The sequence below is a fragment of the Paenibacillus sp. Marseille-Q7038 genome, from assembly GCF_965111595.1.
On record NZ_CBCOOM010000001.1, the window covers coordinates 1,582,191 to 1,600,266 of the forward strand.

10 protein-coding genes are annotated in these 18,076 nt (G+C 43.5%); 3 read left to right on the forward strand and 7 right to left on the reverse strand.

Annotated features, from left to right (window positions below):
- Window positions 1–207 precede the first annotated feature (207 nt).
- The 6 genes from ACWPWY_RS07735 to ACWPWY_RS07760 form a co-directional block, all read right to left on the reverse strand.
- Complete coding sequence (locus tag ACWPWY_RS07735; RefSeq protein ID WP_454191134.1) at window positions 208–819, reverse strand: histidine phosphatase family protein; 612 nt, start codon at window positions 817–819, stop codon at window positions 208–210.
- Between the two features lie 245 nt (window positions 820–1,064).
- Window positions 1,065–2,093, reverse strand: a complete 1,029-nt coding sequence (locus ACWPWY_RS07740) for an ABC transporter substrate-binding protein (protein WP_454191135.1) — start codon at window positions 2,091–2,093, stop codon at window positions 1,065–1,067.
- Between the two features lie 119 nt (window positions 2,094–2,212).
- Window positions 2,213–3,181: a galactofuranose ABC transporter, permease protein YjfF gene (gene yjfF / locus ACWPWY_RS07745; protein ID WP_454191136.1), complete on the reverse strand. Its 969-nt coding sequence runs from the start codon at window positions 3,179–3,181 to the stop codon at window positions 2,213–2,215.
- The gene (locus tag ACWPWY_RS07750; RefSeq protein WP_454191137.1) at window positions 3,171–4,211 is read right to left on the reverse strand and encodes an ABC transporter permease; all 1,041 of its coding nucleotides are present in this window, start codon (window positions 4,209–4,211) and stop codon (window positions 3,171–3,173) included. The genes yjfF and ACWPWY_RS07750 overlap by 11 nt, the downstream gene beginning before the upstream one ends.
- A gap of 6 nt (window positions 4,212–4,217) precedes the next feature.
- Window positions 4,218–5,729 (reverse strand): sugar ABC transporter ATP-binding protein, encoded by a 1,512-nt coding sequence (locus ACWPWY_RS07755; protein ID WP_454191138.1) that lies wholly within the window; start codon window positions 5,727–5,729, stop codon window positions 4,218–4,220.
- A gap of 101 nt (window positions 5,730–5,830) precedes the next feature.
- Window positions 5,831–6,841, reverse strand: coding sequence for an ABC transporter substrate-binding protein (locus tag ACWPWY_RS07760; RefSeq protein ID WP_454191139.1), 1,011 nt, complete (start codon window positions 6,839–6,841; stop codon window positions 5,831–5,833).
- 260 nt (window positions 6,842–7,101) lie between these two features.
- Between ACWPWY_RS07760 and ACWPWY_RS07765 the strand changes: the two genes are divergently transcribed.
- From ACWPWY_RS07765 to ACWPWY_RS07775, 3 genes are read left to right on the forward strand one after another with little or no spacing between them, the layout of a single operon-like run.
- Window positions 7,102–8,901 (forward strand): sensor histidine kinase, encoded by a 1,800-nt coding sequence (locus ACWPWY_RS07765; RefSeq protein WP_454191140.1) that lies wholly within the window; start codon window positions 7,102–7,104, stop codon window positions 8,899–8,901.
- 11 nt (window positions 8,902–8,912) lie between these two features.
- Entirely contained in the window at window positions 8,913–10,499 is a 1,587-nt protein-coding gene (locus tag ACWPWY_RS07770; protein WP_454192831.1) for a response regulator, read from the forward strand.
- Window positions 10,496–11,455 (forward strand): sugar ABC transporter substrate-binding protein, encoded by a 960-nt coding sequence (locus tag ACWPWY_RS07775; RefSeq protein ID WP_454191141.1) that lies wholly within the window; start codon window positions 10,496–10,498, stop codon window positions 11,453–11,455. Before ACWPWY_RS07770 ends, ACWPWY_RS07775 begins: the two co-directional genes overlap by 4 nt.
- Before the next feature lie 89 nt (window positions 11,456–11,544).
- Here the strand turns inward: ACWPWY_RS07775 and ACWPWY_RS07780 are convergent, their stop codons facing one another.
- Window positions 11,545–17,745, reverse strand: coding sequence for a family 43 glycosylhydrolase (locus tag ACWPWY_RS07780; RefSeq protein ID WP_454191142.1), 6,201 nt, complete (start codon window positions 17,743–17,745; stop codon window positions 11,545–11,547).
- Window positions 17,746–18,076: the final 331 nt, after the last annotated feature.

Genomic DNA, 18,076 nt, shown 5'->3' on the forward strand with positions numbered 1-18,076 from the left:
GTAAGTTGTATATTTATTACACAAACTTCCTCTATTCTCCTTCATATGTGAATTTGAACGATTCCTTTCACGAAACTTTATTTCTGTCCGTTAATGTTGCTCTATTAAGAAACATTAATATATCCCCTAAAAATGATGTATTCATATGTTCACGAATTCGATTTTCCATTGAGCTATCCTCCTCATTTGCGTAGCAAGTCGCTGATATTATAAATGCTCCAAAAAATTTTCAACGGTTACATTCCACTGTCCATTTGAATATTCCACTTTATGAATGCCTGTATTGGAAACGGGGAATGATTTATTCTTATTTGTCCATTCTTGACCTTTTAACATATGGTAGACGACATTAATAACTCCGCCATGAGTAACAATGATTACGTTTTCAAGATAATTGTTACTTGATTGCTCCTCACCTAACCTTTTAAATGTTTCTTTAATCCGCAGATAAAACTCCAAAGGACTCTCACCTTCAGGGTACCTCTCTTCCATTCGTAAACTCGAAAAAAATAACCCTGGGAATCTTTCATTGACGATTTCGTTAGGCATTCCAGCAAGTACACCATTATTCGTTTCTCTCCACTCACTGTTACTTTCAACGGATAAATCCAAATATTTTGCGATCTCATTGGCTGTATTAAGTGCCCGTTGCAAGTCACTACTCACGATACGATGTATTTGATAAGTATTCTGGTTATCCTTAAGATAAGAACCTAGTTTTTCTGATTGCCTATAGCCTTCAACATTAAGTCCTCTTTGACTCCAGCCCCCACGGTATCCTTCATCGTCTGCCCCATGTCTAACAAAATAAATAGTCATATGCTTCCCCCTAAGATTCACAGTGTTTATTTGTTCCGATGGCAATATTAATAAAAATTGACACATGATAATATTAACATATATTGGAATGTATCTGTCTGTTAACAATAAGCAAGTAACTCTAACTAAGCAGGATGTATTTCAAAGTATGGGGGTGTAGATTGATTCGAAGGAAATATGTAAATGAGATAAGAACATCAAAGAGGCAACCCTCTATTCAGTCCAAAAATGTCGGAAGACTATGGCTAATATGTACGATTCCCTACTTCCATTGCTGCAAGTTCCTGAGGAAAAATATCTTCCGGAGGTACCATGCGCTTGGGGAGGGTCCGTCCCGACATAATCTCTTGGGTAGCCTGCATCAATAGAGGGCCAAGGAGCGGATTACATTCGACGACTGCATTAATATTTCCAGCAATCATTTGTTCAAAAGCCCGCCGCGTCCCATCAACAGAAATAATAATAATATCAGTGCCCGGATTCAGCCCGGCTTCCTCAATCGCTTTTACTGCACCAATGGCCATGTCATCGTTATGGGAAAATAGCACCTGCGGCCACTCATCTTCAGATAGGCTTAGAAATTCCCGCATGACTTTATATCCGCCGGCCATAGTAAAATCTGCAGGTTGGGTCAGCGTAATTTCAAAGGAATTCAGACCCTTGATAGTTTCCCGAAACCCTCGTCCACGGTCAATCGAAGGGGTCGACCCAATCGTACCCTGCAATTCGGCAATTTTTATTCGTCCCGAGTGATTACGCATCTTGTCCAGCATATATTTAGACGCCTTCACGCCTTCTTCAAAAAAATCGGAACCAATACAGGTAACATAAAGTGAGTGGTCTTTCACATTCACGGCGCGATCAAGAATGATGACGGGAATACCGGCTTGCTTGACTTCCTCCAGAATGTCATCCCAACCGGTCTGCACAACAGGAGCGATGGCGATGATATCTACTTCGCTCTCTATAAACGAACGGATTGCTTCTACTTGGCTTTGTTGGGATTGTTGAGCATTTTTCATAATCAAAGTAATGCCAGCCTCAAGGGCTGCCGCTTTAATAGAATGCGTATTTGCAGCTCTCCAGGTGCTCTCTGAGCCCAACTGGGAGAAACCAAGTACAATCGTTTTGGGTACAGGAAGCTCCACTGACGGAGGGGTAATGATACTCAACGGCATCTCCGAAGGCGTAATCGAAGGCTGAACAATCCTCTCTCCAGTCTCAAAACATCCAGTTAACAACAAAAATACTAGGCATATCAACCATCTCCTCACTTTAACTGCAACCCCCTTTAATAATGATAGCGATTACATGAATAAACAAAAAAACACCGGATAACCAGAGTTGGATTCCGATGCTAATTGTATCAACATTTCTAGCGTATGGACAGTTGTTATTGCTTCAAAATAGAACGTCTTTCACTAAGTATTCGCTGAAACAGAATAAAGATGAAAAGAAGCAAGCCGATTACAATTTTAGTCCACCATGAGCTGAGCGTGCCATCAAAGCTAATTAGGGTTTGGATTACTCCCTGAATCAGGACACCAAAAAAGGTTCCAAGTACATATCCAACCCCTCCGGTAAGTAAAGTTCCACCTATTACGACCGCTGCAATCGTATCAAGCTCAAAGCCAACGGCATGTAGCCCATATCCCGACAACATATAGAACGTAAATACAACACCGGCTAATGCAGAACAGAATCCGCTAAACGTGTAGACCAGTACTTTGGTGCGTGCTACCGGAAGCCCCATGAGGAGCGCCGATTGTTCGTTCCCTCCAAGAGCGTACACATTCCGACCAAACCGAGTATAGTGAGCGATAAAAATTGCGGCGGCTGTGACAATCAACGCAATAATTGCGCTAATTGAAATAAAACTTCCTCCTGGGAGCGTGATCTTGGTCTGAGCAACAGCCGTATAGAAGGAATTATCAATCGTTATTGTATCGATGCTAATCACATAGCATAATCCACGAGCCAAGAACATTCCCGCTAAAGTTACGATAAAAGGTTGAATTTTAAAATAATGGATCATGGCTCCCATTCCGGAACCGAATACAGCACCCATAACCAGTACTAGCGGAATAACGATGGCTGGAGACCATCCCTGCTGTTGAATCAAGCTCGCTGATACCATTGTTGTGAGCGCAATAACCGAGCCGACGGACAAATCAATACCACCGGAAAGGATAACAAAGGACATACCAACAGCAGTGATCAGCAGAAAGGCATTATCTACGAAAAGATTCATCAGCACTTGCAAAGAGAAAAAACCAGTATATAGAAAAGAACCTGCTACAAACATGACTAGAAACAACGATATCGTTACAATAATGGGAAGATATTTGTTTTTAAGATACATGGCGTGATATCTCCTTTTCTGCTGGATAATGCCGCGTTCTCCAGCGCAAGGCAATAGCGGATCGGAAAGCAGATGACTGGACCAAGCAGACCATAAGTACTACGAAAGCTTTGACAACTAACGTAATCTCCGGCGGAACACCGATCATGTAGATCGTTGTAGTCAGCGTTTGGATTATCAAGGCGCCTACAACCGTTCCGAGTAAATAGAATCGTCCTCCGTTAAGTGAAGTTCCGCCGATAACGACTGCCAGAATTGCATCGAGTTCATACCATAGTCCAGCGTTATTTCCATCAGCGCTAGATACGTTTGAACTTAACAGCAATCCGGCTATGCCGGCGCACAATCCGCAAAACATATAAACCGATATTATAACCCAATTGGCTCGAATACCAGACATCAGACTCGCTACCGGGTTACAGCCCACCGATTCAATGAATAGCCCAAGTGCAGTCTTGCGTGTGAGCAGTGCTGCTATAACGAGAACAGCCGCAACCACAAAGATGGAGAACGGTAAAGTCGCGAGAGAACCGGATCCGATGTAAGAGAATATTTCACTAGTCACGGTGATAATTTGCCCTCCCGTAATAAGTTGAGCTATTCCACGTCCGGCCACCATAAGAATTAAAGTGGCAATTATCGGCTGAATTCCAGCAACGGATACCAGCACCCCATTCCATATACCCAGAATAAGAGAAAGCACCACTGACATAAGTACCGATAACAGTATCAAGGAGAGCATATTCTGATCTGAAGCTTTACTGATAGAAAGACAGGAAATAGCTCCCGATATAGCCACGATTGATCCGACGGACAAATCAATCCCTCTCGTAGCTACTACTGGAGTCATCCCAATCGCTACCAGTATTAATGGGGCCCCGAAGTTGAGAATATCGATCAGACTGCCGTATAAATGTCCGTCTTGCAGCGTAATTGAGAAGAAATCAGGAGAATAAATCAGATTAAATAACATCAGTGCAGCCAGTACGCACAATGGCCAGAATAAATGATGTTTATAAATGGTTTTCATATGATCTCAACTCCCTGCTATCGCCTGCATGATTGTATGCTGGTTCATATCCTTATCTGAAATTTCCATTACTTTATGACGGTCACGCAGTACTGCGATTCTATCGCTGACGCGTATTACCTCTTCCAGCTCTGAAGAAATAAACACAAAAGACATTCCTTGGCGTGATAGTGTCAATACCAGCTTCTGAATTTCTGCTTTCGCACCGATATCAATACCACGGGTCGGTTCGTCCAGAATAAACAAATTCGGCTCCGTCAAAAGCCATCTAGCGAGTAATACCTTCTGCTGATTCCCTCCGCTTAAATTCTTGATCAAATGATCAGGATTGGGAGGATTAATATTTAGAATACGGATATATTCATTCACAATTTCGTCCTGTCGCTTGCGGGATATTGTCTTGAACCAGCCCTGTTTGGCCTGCAAAGCCAAAACAATATTTTCCCGGATCGTAAGGTCTCCGATGATACCTTCCGTCTTTCGATTTTCTGAACAAAAAGCAATCTGACGATGAATGGCATCGCGCGGTGAATGTATGCTTTCCCCTCCATCAGCAAACTTCAGCTTGCCGGTATCGGCTTTATCTGCTCCGAACAATAACCGTGCAGCTTCGGTGCGGCCAGAACCCAAAAGACCTGCAAAGCCAACAACCTCTCCCTTATTGATAGTCAGATCAAATGGCTCAATTGCTCCCTTTCGGCCAAGACCTTCAGCTTGGAGAAGCTCCTCAAGTGAATTATCCTTATTCGTTCCTGACAGAACAGGTAGCTCTTCCAACAAATTCAGTTCCTTACCGATCATCTTCAGAACAAGATCAAGCCTGGTTAAATCTTCCGCTAAATGTTCACCTACAAATCCACCATTTCTCAGAATGGTCACTCGATCTGAAATCTCATACATCTGATCCAAAAAATGAGTAACAAAAAGAATGGCAAGACCGTCACTTTTCAACTTCCTCAATACACGGAATAATTGCTCGACTTCATTTTTGTCCAGACTTGAGGTTGGTTCGTCCAGGATCAGAACTTTGGCGGAAATATTTAATGCTCTGGCAATAGCAATCAGCTGCTGAACAGCCACAGAATACATGTATAGAGGCTGATCTACGTCTATATCCAGATTTAGGCGATCCTTCAGTAACTTTTCTGACCTTCGGTTCATTTCTTTCCAAAATATCCGGCCTAGTTTGCGCGGTTCTCTCCCGATAAAAATGTTTTCAGCCACTGTCAGATTGGGACATAGATTAACTTCCTGATACACTGTACTGATTCCGGCCGCCTGTGATTGTAGCGGACTATGAATAGTTATGGGGTTACCCTCCATTTCAACTGTTCCCTCATCGATGGAGTACACTCCGGTCAGTACTTTGATCAACGTGGATTTTCCTGCACCATTCTCACCCATTAGCGCATGCACCTCTCCAGGAAAGAGACGGAGACTTACATCGGAGAGCGCTTTGACTCCTGGAAACCGTTTATGTATGTTGGTCATTTGCAATAAGGGCGTAGTACCGCTCATATCTTCATCCACTCCTTGGTTTAGTGAAACCACTACCACTCCGCTGGCTAAGAAGGGGGGCGGAGTGGCGATGTAAACGAATTTTTTAGAATATGCTAGGTTTAATATTGACGGTTCGGCAAGGCTTCCTTGGCTTCTTCGGAAGTAAACGTTGTTTCTTCAGTCACAATACGGGCTTCAACTGACTTTCCATCGACAACATCTTGTACCACCTTCATTAACTGAGGTCCGAGCAAGGGGTTACACTCGACTATGAAGTTGATTTTCCCTTCGCTGGCAGCCTGCATTCCGTCCTTAACCGCATCAACTGAGATGATTTTAATGTCTTCTCCAGGCTTCATTCCGGCAGCTTCAATAGCTTGAATTGCACCAAGTGCCATATCATCATTATGCGCATAAAGAACATCAATATCTTTGTGGGCTTTCAGAAAAGCTTGCATAACTTCTTTCCCCTTGGCCCGTGTAAAATCGCCAGTTTGGGAAGCAATAATCTTAAGATTCGGATTGCTGGAGATCACTTCTTTGAATCCCTGCATCCGGTCATTAGCAGGAGCAGAACCTGTTGTCCCTTGTAGTTCAACGATATTAATATCCTCAGCGGCATCCTTATATTGCTCAGTCAACCACTGACCTGCTTTCCGTCCCTCTTCCACAAAGTCAGAGCCGAGGAACGTCACATACAGCGAAGTATCCTTTGAGTCGACAGCACGGTCAGTTAGGATAACTGGGATTCCTGCATCCTTTGCTTCTTTAAGTACAGTATCCCATCCGGATTCTACCACCGGTGAGAAAGAGATCACATCTACTTTTTGCTGAATAAATGAACGAAGAGCCTTGATTTGGTTCTCCTGTTTTTGTTGAGCATCCGAGAACTTCAAGGTATATCCGACCTCTTTCGCGGAATCCTGAATTGATTTAGTGTTTGCACTGCGCCAGCCGCTTTCTGCCCCTACTTGAGAGAAGCCAAGCGTGATGTTGTTCGTTGATTTCGTTCCGGAATTGCCAGAGTTCTCCTCTGCAGCACCTCCACCGTTATTACTGCTACAAGCTCCAACCATCATCATGGACAAGGTTAACGATAACACTAAACCTATTCTTCCAAATCTCTTCATAACTGTTGTTCTCCCCCTCATCAATCACCATTCCTTGGCGTTGACCTAATTATAAACCGCTTACAAAACAACATGATATGGACTGTCTTTCGCGTTTGTTTTCTATTTTTGATTTTTATCGTAATCTTGTTCTTCTTAGTGTAATTTTTTTATTGAAAAGTATAATATTTGGTTACGCTTTCTTATTTTACTTTCGAATAGATCATAGTTGGTATACACTAGAAGATGTTAGAACCATATCCCTTGAGAGGAACAAACTGATGAGGATAAAGCGCTGGATTTCGTCAAGCCTGAGGACAAAGCTGCTGGCCTTGTTTATCGTCCTCACCACCATACCGCTAATGACGGTGGGAATGATTTCATATCAGAAATCCTACAATTCAGTTGCAAGCCACAGTAAAGCCTCCACAATGCTCCAAGCTGATATGCTAGGAAGAAATATCGATAATTTGTTGATAGATACCGAGAGGCTTCTGGAACTAAGTAATAACCCCAAAGTTATCCATTTTCTCCTCTCACAGTCGGAGACTTACATGGAAGCCAAAGATATTCTTCGTACTTTTTCTCTTTACCGAGACACATACAAATATGAAAGCGTGCTCAATATTAGCTTGATTAATCTTTATGGGAAAGGGATCAGTGAACGCAGAGGGATTTTTCAGTCCAATACGAATCCGCTGCGGAATCAACATTTCCAGACACTTGCTGAAAACCCGGATATCGTGCTACGAATTCCGTCCGCGCAAATTAGCAGCCTTGATCAAATTGATGGGTTTACTTATAAAGATCGAGGAGTCATTTCGATTATGGCAGCAGTCAAGCAAAAAATTACTCATGAAGTAATAGGGTTTATTACAGTGGATTTAGACGATTCGTTTATTAAAACGTTTTGCGATCAGGTAAAGATCGGCAAGACAGGATTTTTTTACATTCTTGATCAGCATAGCAATCCTATTTATGTTCCTCCCATAGCGAACGCTGACAGGAACATCATTCAAAATACGCCCCTTCCTTTTCCCGATCAGTCCGATAGAGACGGATATGTATTACAAACGGACAATCAGCCACAATTTATCGTACATACTGCTTCTATTGCCACTGGCTGGACGATTATCGGTATCGCTCCTTTGCAGGAGATCGTTGCCGAAGCTAACAGCATCAGGCAGTTAATCATACTTAGTGTAGTACTCAGTATCGTATTTGCAATTACGCTTCATTACTTGCTGACCAAGCGACTAACCCGGCCTATCCAGCTTCTTCAGCATAAAATGAGGCTTACTGCAAGCGGTTATCTTGAAGCTAAAGTTAAACCGGTTGGAACGGATGAAATCGCGGATCTGGGACAAAGCTTCAACATTATGGTGGAGAAGATAAAAGAACTTCTGGAACAAAGTATACGGAAACAACAGCAGCTGCAAAAAGCAGAACTGCGAACACTACAAGCTCAAATCAATCCCCACTTTTTATACAACACACTTGATTCTATTGTTTGGATGGCCGAAGCGGGCAAAAACGACGGTGTAATCCAGCTGGTAAAAGCATTATCTGACCTGTTCCGAATCAGCTTAAACAAAGGTCGGGACTGGGTAATGATTCGCACTGAATTAGCTCATGCCAACAGTTATCTGGTCATTCAACAGATGCGATACCGGGATATACTTGAATATCGGATCGATATCGATCCTGAACTTTTAGATTACCCGATTTTAAACATGACTCTTCAACCACTGATAGAAAATGCCTTGTATCATGGGATTAAAAATAAAAGAGGGAAGGGCCTTATTGTCATTGGAGGTTATTTGGAATTAAAGGCCGTTATTCTTACAGTTACGGACAATGGGATCGGAATCCCAATAGACCGACTAGCTTTGCTAAGACATCAGCTCGAACAACCACTCCAGTCTGAGGAAGAAGAACCCGCCGAAGGAGGTTTCGGACTGCAGAATGTACATCAGCGGCTACGACTTTATTTCGGCAGTGAATACGGAGTCGAACTAGAGAGTATCGCAGGTGCCGGTACAACCATTTTTGTACGAATACCTAAGAACAGGGGGAACTGACTATAAAGAAGATCGTACTCGTCGATGATGAAATTTTGATTCGTGAAAGCATCCGGGATTCTATAGATTGGAAGAAAGAAGGTTTCTTATATTCCGGTGATGCTCCTGACGGAGAGTTAGCACTGCCGCTCATTGAAGGACAAGTACCAGATATTCTAATTACAGATATTAAAATGCCTTTTATGAACGGTCTAGAACTGGCTTCCGTAGTTAGACAAAGATTCCCTGATATCAAAATCATCATCTTAAGTGGACATGATGATTTTCATTATGCCCAAACCGCACTTCGGCTTGGCGTCGAGGATTACTGCCTGAAGCCAGTCGGCGCCGCGGAACTACTCCAGTTGCTGAATGCGGTCAGTACCAGGATTGATGAAGAAAATAGATTGAAACAGAAGAATATGTATAGTCCTGATAAGCTATATGCCGACCTTTGCGGAGGACTAATTAGCACAGGAGCTGCGATCGAAGCTGCTGCTGAGCTGAATCTGCAGCTTATAGCCCCTTACTATGCTGTCGTTATCTTATCTATTGTTCCATCCATCTTGGACGAATCCAATCTTGTGAACTCTAAGATTCAAGCAGCCGAGCTAATCGTTACGAATACACTAATTGAATACCCCGAACTTTATTACTTTAGGCGCAGCCGTACAGAAACGGTGATCATTCTAAAGGACAGCCTCCCGGATCAAATATCAAGCAGAATCGAGCTTCTGATCCAAGTATTGGAACCACAAAGTATCCATTTTGGCTTGCAACTGTCCATAAGCTGCGGAAGCGTCCACGAACGTCTTCAGGGTATACATCTTTCCTTCCAAGAGGCCGAAGATGACCGAATGATAAAAAAGCTGTCGAAGCTGAACAAAGCAGCTCTGATTGAGTCCTCGATCGACCAGACACCAGGCAGTGTGTTGCTTGACCGCTACCGACTAATTGAGTTTTTAAAGGTAGGTAATCCTCAAGAGGCTCCCTCTTTTATTCGTCAGCTGGGCATTGGTCTTCGTCAGATAAGTTTTAATTCGATGTATGCCTACTATCTGATCAACGACATTACCCTAGAATTAGTCCAGACCGCAAAGTTAACTTTTCGCTCAGAAGGAAATCAAGCAGAAATGATACATGAGTTGCAGAAGGATATCCGGAAAATTTCAAATGTTGAAGAATGCCTTGATTATATTTTTGGAGTATATGAGCAGCTGTGGGTGTGGCGGTCTAAAGGGTCTGACAAGTACGGAGAGTTAATTGAAAAAGTCAAACTCTATATTCGGCAGAATTACCACAATGACCAGCTCTCCCTTTATGAAACATCTAAACAAATTGGAGTCAGCTCCAGCCATCTCAGCAAAGTCTTCAGCCAAGAAACCGGGCAGACAATGACAGAGTACTTAACCGCCACACGAATTGGCAAAGCGAAAGTGATGCTTAAAACAACTCGCTGCAAAACCTTCGAGATTGCTTTTCAAGTAGGTTACAGTGATCAACATTACTTCTCTAACCTGTTCAAGAAAGTGACCGGAATGACACCAATGGAATACCGCAAACACGGCCGTGATGGTGAGTCGATCGTGACCACTGCGAAAGAAGGAGATCGCTTGTGAATTTCCGATTCAAAGCCGTTCAGACGCTGACGTTACTACTCGGAATCTCATTTATTCTCTGTGGATGTATGGAGACTGGAACTATAATGGACACATGGAATCAGAAGAAAGAGGTTCTCCCACTCGCTTCAAAAGACGTTCCCGAGCTAACCTTTGGCATTATCTATCCTATGGTAAACGACACATACGAGATGATAACGGAAAATGCGGAAGCCTCAGCCAGCGATCATAACATTAAACTGATCGTTCAAGCGCCAGATGAAGCAAACCTAGAGCAACAGATTCGAATCATGGAGATGATGATCAAACAGGAAGTTGACGGCATAGCTATTATCCCCGTTGACTCCGAAGCTCTAATTGACGTCATCAACAAAGCGGTATCCAGCGGAATCATTGTGATATGCTTCGAGTCGGACTCTCCGTCCAGTAAGCGGAATGTATTTATCGGTGCGGATAACTATAAGACGGGTAAAGTGATTGCCCAAACCGTAGACAATTTGCTTGGCGGCGAGGGGATGGTCCTGGTCCAGTCTGGCATGCCGCAAATGCTTGGATTAACTCAGCGGCTAAAAGGGCTTCAGGATTATTTAGATGAGTATACCGAAATAGACGTGCTCAAAGTTCGCCATAACCATGCCAGCGAAGAAAAAGCCATTCAGCAGTTGGAAGAAATGATATCGGCTCACCCACACTTCAGTGCGCTGATCAACCTGGATTTCGTTTCAAGTTCAAGTTCGGTTCTAGTCTGGAAAGCCAAAGGGCTTAAAAGATATAATGTCGCGCTCGGTCTTACTCCCTATGTCAATCAATCCCTCGAGAACGGCCAAATTACCCGCATCATCTCCCAAAATGAGCAGAATTGGGGCCAAGCGATCATTAACACCTTGCGTAGTCTATCACAAGATAAAACATTGCCAGAATTTATTAACACAGAAATCATAGAAATTCATAATTGACCATCATAACAAAGGGAAAGGGCAATCCAATTAAGGAATGCCCTTTTCCTTTGTCTATAGGTTTTACTTTATAACCTGTTTACGTAAGACTAGAACAACCCTGACTTTTTCATCAGTTCATGAGTCAATTTTGCTGCTTCAGCGCGGGTAATATACGCCTTGGGCGCTAGATTCGATGAACTTCTTCCGGAGACAATACCTGCCTGCAAGCTATCTGCCACACCTGATTTCGCCCAGCTTGAGACGCTGTTTGCATCTTCATAACTGCTTAGCCTCTCTTCCACTGATCGTTCTGCCAAACTTCTCTTCAGCTCAGTAATTTCCATCGCTTGAGAGGCAATGTGCATGGCTTGTTCCCTTGTAATCTTGTCATTAGGACGGAAAGTGTTGTCTTCGTACCCAGTGATCAGGCCGTATATTTGCGCCGTTTTCACATGTTCAGCGAACCAATCCGTTGTCTTTACATCCGTTAATGCAAGTTCTCCTTGCTCTGAACGAAGTCCAAGCGCCCGCACGAGCAGTGCAGTAAATTCGGCACGAGTGATTTCCGTATTTGGATGGAATAAACCGCTTCCCGTTCCATCAATAATCATCCGAGATCCGAGATTGTTGATGCTGTCTTGTGCCCAATGCGAGGTCAGATCGGTAAATGCTACGGAGTTCGTAACCACTGCGTAAGTGCCGCCAGTCAAGCTGCTAATTTTTGCGTAACGTTTCCCGTTCTCTGTAACGATTTGAGTCGGCACCTGATAAACTGTACCTTTTGGTTCGATCAAAGCACCAGTAGATAGCTGGTTAACTGATGAATTATCCGAAAGTGGAATCATTCTGTCCACATATCCAGTAAATGGAGTGACATCTGTAACGTTATTTCCTTGTACTGCTCTAACATTAAAGTCAAGCAGATCCGAGCTAAGCTTAAAGCCTTTTAACTTTGCTACCTGTTCTGCAACCTTGCTCATCGATGTATCCGGAACAGCAATCTCAATTTGAATCATCGTTTCCGTGCTTGTTCCATCCCCTGCTGACGGCAAGGAATTCAAACTAATTTTGGAAGCTGGAACCTTGAAGATCCCTAGGTCGGTCCGTAGTTCGAATACGATCTTCTTATCCTGAAGGGCTTTTAGAATATTCTTGTTAAATTGAGTAATTACATGCTCCGAGTCTGCCTTAACTGTAACGGCAATCACATCGGCTTCCTTCGCTGTTGAAAGCCAAGTTTCCAGCTTCTTCTGATCAAGTACTATTGTCGTTATTTTCTTGTTTTGCTGCGTTGTCGTGCCGATTGTACCCAAGTCCACTTCTTTGTCGCCAACTTTTATTTCTGCATCTTTCTTACCGATAGGTAAGGTCTGCTGTGGTGCCGCTGGAGTCAAAGGTCTATCCGATGGAGCTGGTGTTGAAGGGGCAGGGCTTGGAACAGACGGCGTACCGCTTCCTTCGTCTTCGGTGCTTACCTTAATTGTAATATGAGTAGTAATCTCTTTGCCGCCAGCAGTAACGGTTAAAGTCAACGTACCATTGCCAGCTGAGATTCCTTTTACATTTACCGTCTCTTTATCACTGTCACCTGTAATCTCAAGATGATTAAATGCTTCCCAGCGGTATGTTGGATTTGTCGCATTGACTGGATTTAGCTGGGAATCAAACGTAAGTGAACTGTTCACTTTAACAGATGTAGCTTCTCCTATTATGGAGACAGACTCCAGAGGAATCACTTCCGGTTCGATCTCATTCTTCGTAAACTGCCAGTAATCCATTCGAAGAGAATCCTGGCCTTTTGTCTTAAACATAAAGAAGATATTGTGAACACCGGTAACCGGTTTGACGTCTGTCTTCAGCGTTTTCCACTGATTCGCGCCGCCCGTTGGCGTCACATCAAGCGTACCAATGACATCACCGACTGGACTGTCCTGTCGTATTTCAATCGTTCCCCCAGCGGTTGCTGCTACACTAGTTTCAAAAATACTTGGTCCACTCGTACCGAAGTCTGCGTTTGCAACAGCAAGCCAATCTCCATCATTGACATCGGTTATATTGAGGTTGATGCTGTCCACCATGTTACCAGGCCGCAGGGACTTCTCCGTCATCATCCCGGCCTGCCATGCCATCGTTTCTGCCTCGGTGCGCTGGTATGGATTTAGAACAGCTAACTGTTCCACTCCTTCCATATCGCCCTTGATCGGTTTAATAAATCCGTTCTCATAAAACTCCACTTTATTGATGTGTGTAGAGCGATATCCTTTCGCTTTATTCATCGCCTTAGCAAGAGTTTGAGCGTGATAAGCAACATACCACTGATCTTTAAATTCGAAAATGGCATGATGATTGTTCCCCCCAACATCGAAAAACACGTTTGGATTTTGCAATATGGTTCCGACGTAAGTAAATGGCCCCATCGGATGATCGCTCACCATGTATGCAATTTCTCCTTTCGGCGGAGAACCTTCCGGATGTGTACCGGCGAAATTGGAACAGTAAGAATAATAGTACTTACCGTTATATTTGTGAATTCCAGAATCCTCAAAAAGATAAGGAGCATCAATGAGTTTTGCTGATCCTACTGTGCTTATCATATCGTCACCCAATTGAATTACTCTGCCGCTCTTCGGATGAGCAATTTGTTCTTCTGTCGGATTATTTCCGCCAGGGATTCCGCCGCCAAAATACAGATAACCTGTTCCATCATCATCTACCAGAACAGCCGGGTCAAACATCCACACTACCCCGTTCGTTCCTGGAACACTGCTATTAATAAATGATTTCCCCAGCGGATCAGTCCATGGCCCGATTGGACTATCGGCGGTAAGGACACCAATGCTGGAAGCATTATTAGCAAAGTACAAGAAAAACTTATCCTTTCCTTCAATTACCTTATGGGCAATAGCAGGAGCCCAAGAGTTGTTAGCCCATTTCGCAGCGCCATTCGGACCTGCTACGGGAATCTCTCCATGATCGGTCCAGTTCACCATATCCTCCGATGAGATGACACTGATTGTGTTGATCTTGGAATAACTATTATCTTTCAGGTTTCCATTTGCATCATATTCAAAAGCATCGCTTGTCATATAAATATACACTCTATCGTTAAAGACAAGCGCATAGGGATCTGCGCCGAATTTATGACTGACTAACGGATTCGCATATCCAGGTACTTTGGCAAGAGCTTTCGTGTCCAAAGCCTTCAAATCAATAGTTGCCACTGCATCACTCACGTTGTATACCACATTGCCGCCTTCCGTTTTGATGTAATCCGTTCGGATTTTAACCGCTTGATCCTTCGGAACAAAATCTTTCATTTTTAGTTTAATGGTGGCGAACAGATCAGATGAGGTATTCGTAAAATTCACGTTACTGCCTGATACCTTCAGTTCCAATCTTCGGTCAGCAAATGAGTAGGATGGTGTACCACTAATATTGTCTGTATGAAATGATACTCCGGTTACGGATACAAAATCCGGAATATCGAAGGAAGCAGAGATTCCATTATAGGTTCCGTCAGGCAATGCCTCCATTTTTACCGGAACTTCGAATTCTACATTCGGAACACCTAGAACGTCCGAGACATCATCCAGACTCGCAGAAAGAATAGGAGCCAACTCCCCTGTTCCTGTCATCTTGTTGCCTACTCTAAAATAGTCGAAGTCGACGTATCCGCCTACCGTTTTGGTAGCGTAATTAAATAATGCATAACGATAACCCATAAAATGAGGCAGGGTATACGTCATTTGCAGCTGCTCTCCAATTGCTGTCCAACTTACCCCGTCAAGACTGTAATAGAAATAAGCTTTGTCTGTTTGCTTTTTAAAATCCATATCAATCTTCAGATAAACTCGGTCCTCAGCAAGCGGAATGCTGGCAACCTCTTTCGGTTGTTCACCGCTGCCGTTAACCATTACGATCGATTTAGAGGTTCCTGACTTTTTAACACCGACATAACCATAATTTTTTTGGAAAGCGGCAAGACCTGCTACATCTCCGTCTTTCATATGATCGGTTTCAATAGCAATGTAACCTGAACTTTCCGGTCCAAATGTTCTCTGTGTGAGTGTATTGCGTGCATCTAGAATTCCTGTGCTTTTTCTGCCCGTTGTTAGACGTAAGAATCCAGAACGCTGGGTGAGCGACCAGTTGTTGTTATCTGGATTATGGTTCCACTGCCACGAAAGCCCTAGATTGGAGCCATTACCTTCACTCTCTCCTGGCTTTTGTGTATCTGGAATGGGAGCAGACGAAGCTGTAAACGAGATGTTGTCAACATAGAAGTCCATTAGATCTGTGATGGGATCCGGGTTACCGGTCCATGGTGTCTCAATGAAAATAAAAGTGTGGGATAAATCCGCATCTGAAGGAAGCGTATAAGTGCCTCGGAGTGTTCCCCACTCCCCTTTTTTCATCGTAGCCGAACCAAGCACCTTGATTCCTTGCCAGCTCGGACCGTTCTGGATGTTGAAGTTGAACTGTTTCTGCTCCGGTCCTTCATCGTACCTTACCTTTGCAGAGAAGGTATAAGTGACATTGGTATCCACCTTTCCGGTAATCAACTGCATCGGCCCATCTCCCGTTGCCTTGCGTCCGGTCGTCTTCAGTGCTGATATACCGCTGTAATATACGTCATTTGAAACAGATACCGATGCTGCTCCATTAGCAGTCCAAGGCTCGATACCGCTTTCAATATCACTGTTGATAATTAGCTCTGAGACGGAAGTATCTGCAAAAGAAATGTCATCGACATAGAAGTCCATCAGATCTGTGTTTTGATCGGGCGTGGCTGTCCATGGTGTCTCAATAAAAATAAAAGTATGGGATAAATCGGCGTCCGATGGGAGCGTGTACGTGCCTTGGACCGTTCCCCACTCTCCTTTGGTGATCATAGCCGAACCAAGCACCTTAATTCCTTGCCAGCTCGGACCGTTCTGTATGTTGAAGTTGAACTGTTTCTGGTCTGGCCCTTCATCGTACCTTACCTTGGTAGAGAAGGTATAGGTGACATTGGTATTTACTTTACCCGTTATTACCTGCATTGGACCATCTCCGGTCGCTGTCCGCCCCGTCGTTTTCAGAGCAGATGCGCCGCTGCCATAAACATCATTAGTAACGGATACGGAGGCTGTGCCGTTTCCAGTCCAAGGTTCAACACCACTCTCGATTCCACCGTTAACTAACAGTTCCCTCCCTGATCCTCCAACAGCTGCAAGCATATCCGCTTCCGAGAGTTCTGAAGATAAATCTGGTGCGTTGCTGTCTTCAAAAGTATAAGGGAGTCCTGATCGTGCTGAGCGATTATAGAACTCATCGGAACTTACAATATTGGATTCCCCTTTATGTAATGGAAGAGAAATTTCAGCAGGGACTTTGCCATTGACACCAAATACCGGCCAGTCATTCTCCCATGTGACGGGAACTAAATAAGGAATACGTCCGACGGAACCACGGTCACCGAACAGAAAGGCATACCAATCTCCTGAAACCGTATCGATCAGCCCGCCTTGTGCAATCCCTGCATCCTGCAGTGCGACTTTCCCTTCATAGGGGCCGTCTATAGTGTCAGAGCGGAACACCAATTGTGTTCGCATGCCGCCGCTCGGCCAAGTGATTAGAGAAATATAATATTTCCCATTCACTTTTTGGATATGAGCACCTTCCGCTTGAAGTCCCACATTCGGTCCTGCAACTAGACTCGAATCCTTAATGATGATTTTGTTCATTCCGTCTTCCTTCACTGCAGTGGCGTCCGAGTTCAGCTCGACAATCCGAATATCGCCGCCTCCATGTACAAGATACACTCGTCCATCGTCATCAAAAAGAAGGGACATATCGTGATAAAAAGGGAGCGTTGAGTGTGTCCAAGGTCCATTTTCGATATCGGTCGTTTGATAAATATATGTCTTTCCTGTTGTACTGGAAGAAAACACTACATAATATTTACCGTTATGGTACCTGAGACTGCTAGCCCAGGATCCTTTTCCATACTCATTTTCATTGTTACTCAATCTTTGATTATCGGTCTCGTCCAAAATATCATATACATAATTAACAATATCCCAATGTACTAGATCATACGATTTCATAATCGGAACGCCTGGATTCATATGCATCGTCGTACTGGTCATATAATAGGCATCACCCACACGAATGACATCGGGATCAGGCACATCAGCCCAAATAATCGGGTTATTCGCACTTCCCAGTTCTTTGGGGGTTTCCTCTGCAAATGTGAGCCCAGCTGGCATCAAATTCAGAAATAATGCAGCCGTTGTAAGAATCGAAATTAGCTTCTTTTTCCCCACTATACTGATTCTCCTTTAATATAATAATAAATAAAGCGCTTTCTAAAATGACGAAAAAGTGCAGCCGAGCTCGATATTATCCGATTGCCTCCCTTCTGGTTACTGCTTTTATAACTACTTTGTTTAAAGTTCGAGTTCATTATATCTTGCCCCTTCAAAAATCACGATGTAATATCTTTTTTAAAAGGTGAATTTTTTTGTTTTTTCAAAACAAAACTACCTTCTATAATGATAATGTAAGTATCTTACTAGAAAGTTTTAGGTTTAATCCGTAGCTGGTAAGATAAGAAAAAGCCGATCCAAAAGACCGGCTACCGTTGAAACTGTATTT

Bases quoted from the DNA above. Each gene is read 5' to 3' on its own strand.
- ACWPWY_RS07750 (WP_454191137.1), bottom strand. From the start codon at position 4,211: ATGAAAACCATTTATAAACATCATTTATTCTGGCCATTGTGCGTACTG.
- ACWPWY_RS07755 (WP_454191138.1), bottom strand. From the start codon at position 5,729: ATGAGCGGTACTACGCCCTTATTGCAAATGACCAACATACATAAACGG.
- ACWPWY_RS07760 (WP_454191139.1), bottom strand. From the start codon at position 6,841: ATGAAGAGATTTGGAAGAATAGGTTTAGTGTTATCGTTAACCTTGTCC.
- yjfF (WP_454191136.1), bottom strand. From the start codon at position 3,181: ATGTATCTTAAAAACAAATATCTTCCCATTATTGTAACGATATCGTTG.
- ACWPWY_RS07735 (WP_454191134.1), bottom strand. From the start codon at position 819: ATGACTATTTATTTTGTTAGACATGGGGCAGACGATGAAGGATACCGT.
- ACWPWY_RS07765 (WP_454191140.1), top strand. From the start codon at position 7,102: ATGAGGATAAAGCGCTGGATTTCGTCAAGCCTGAGGACAAAGCTGCTG.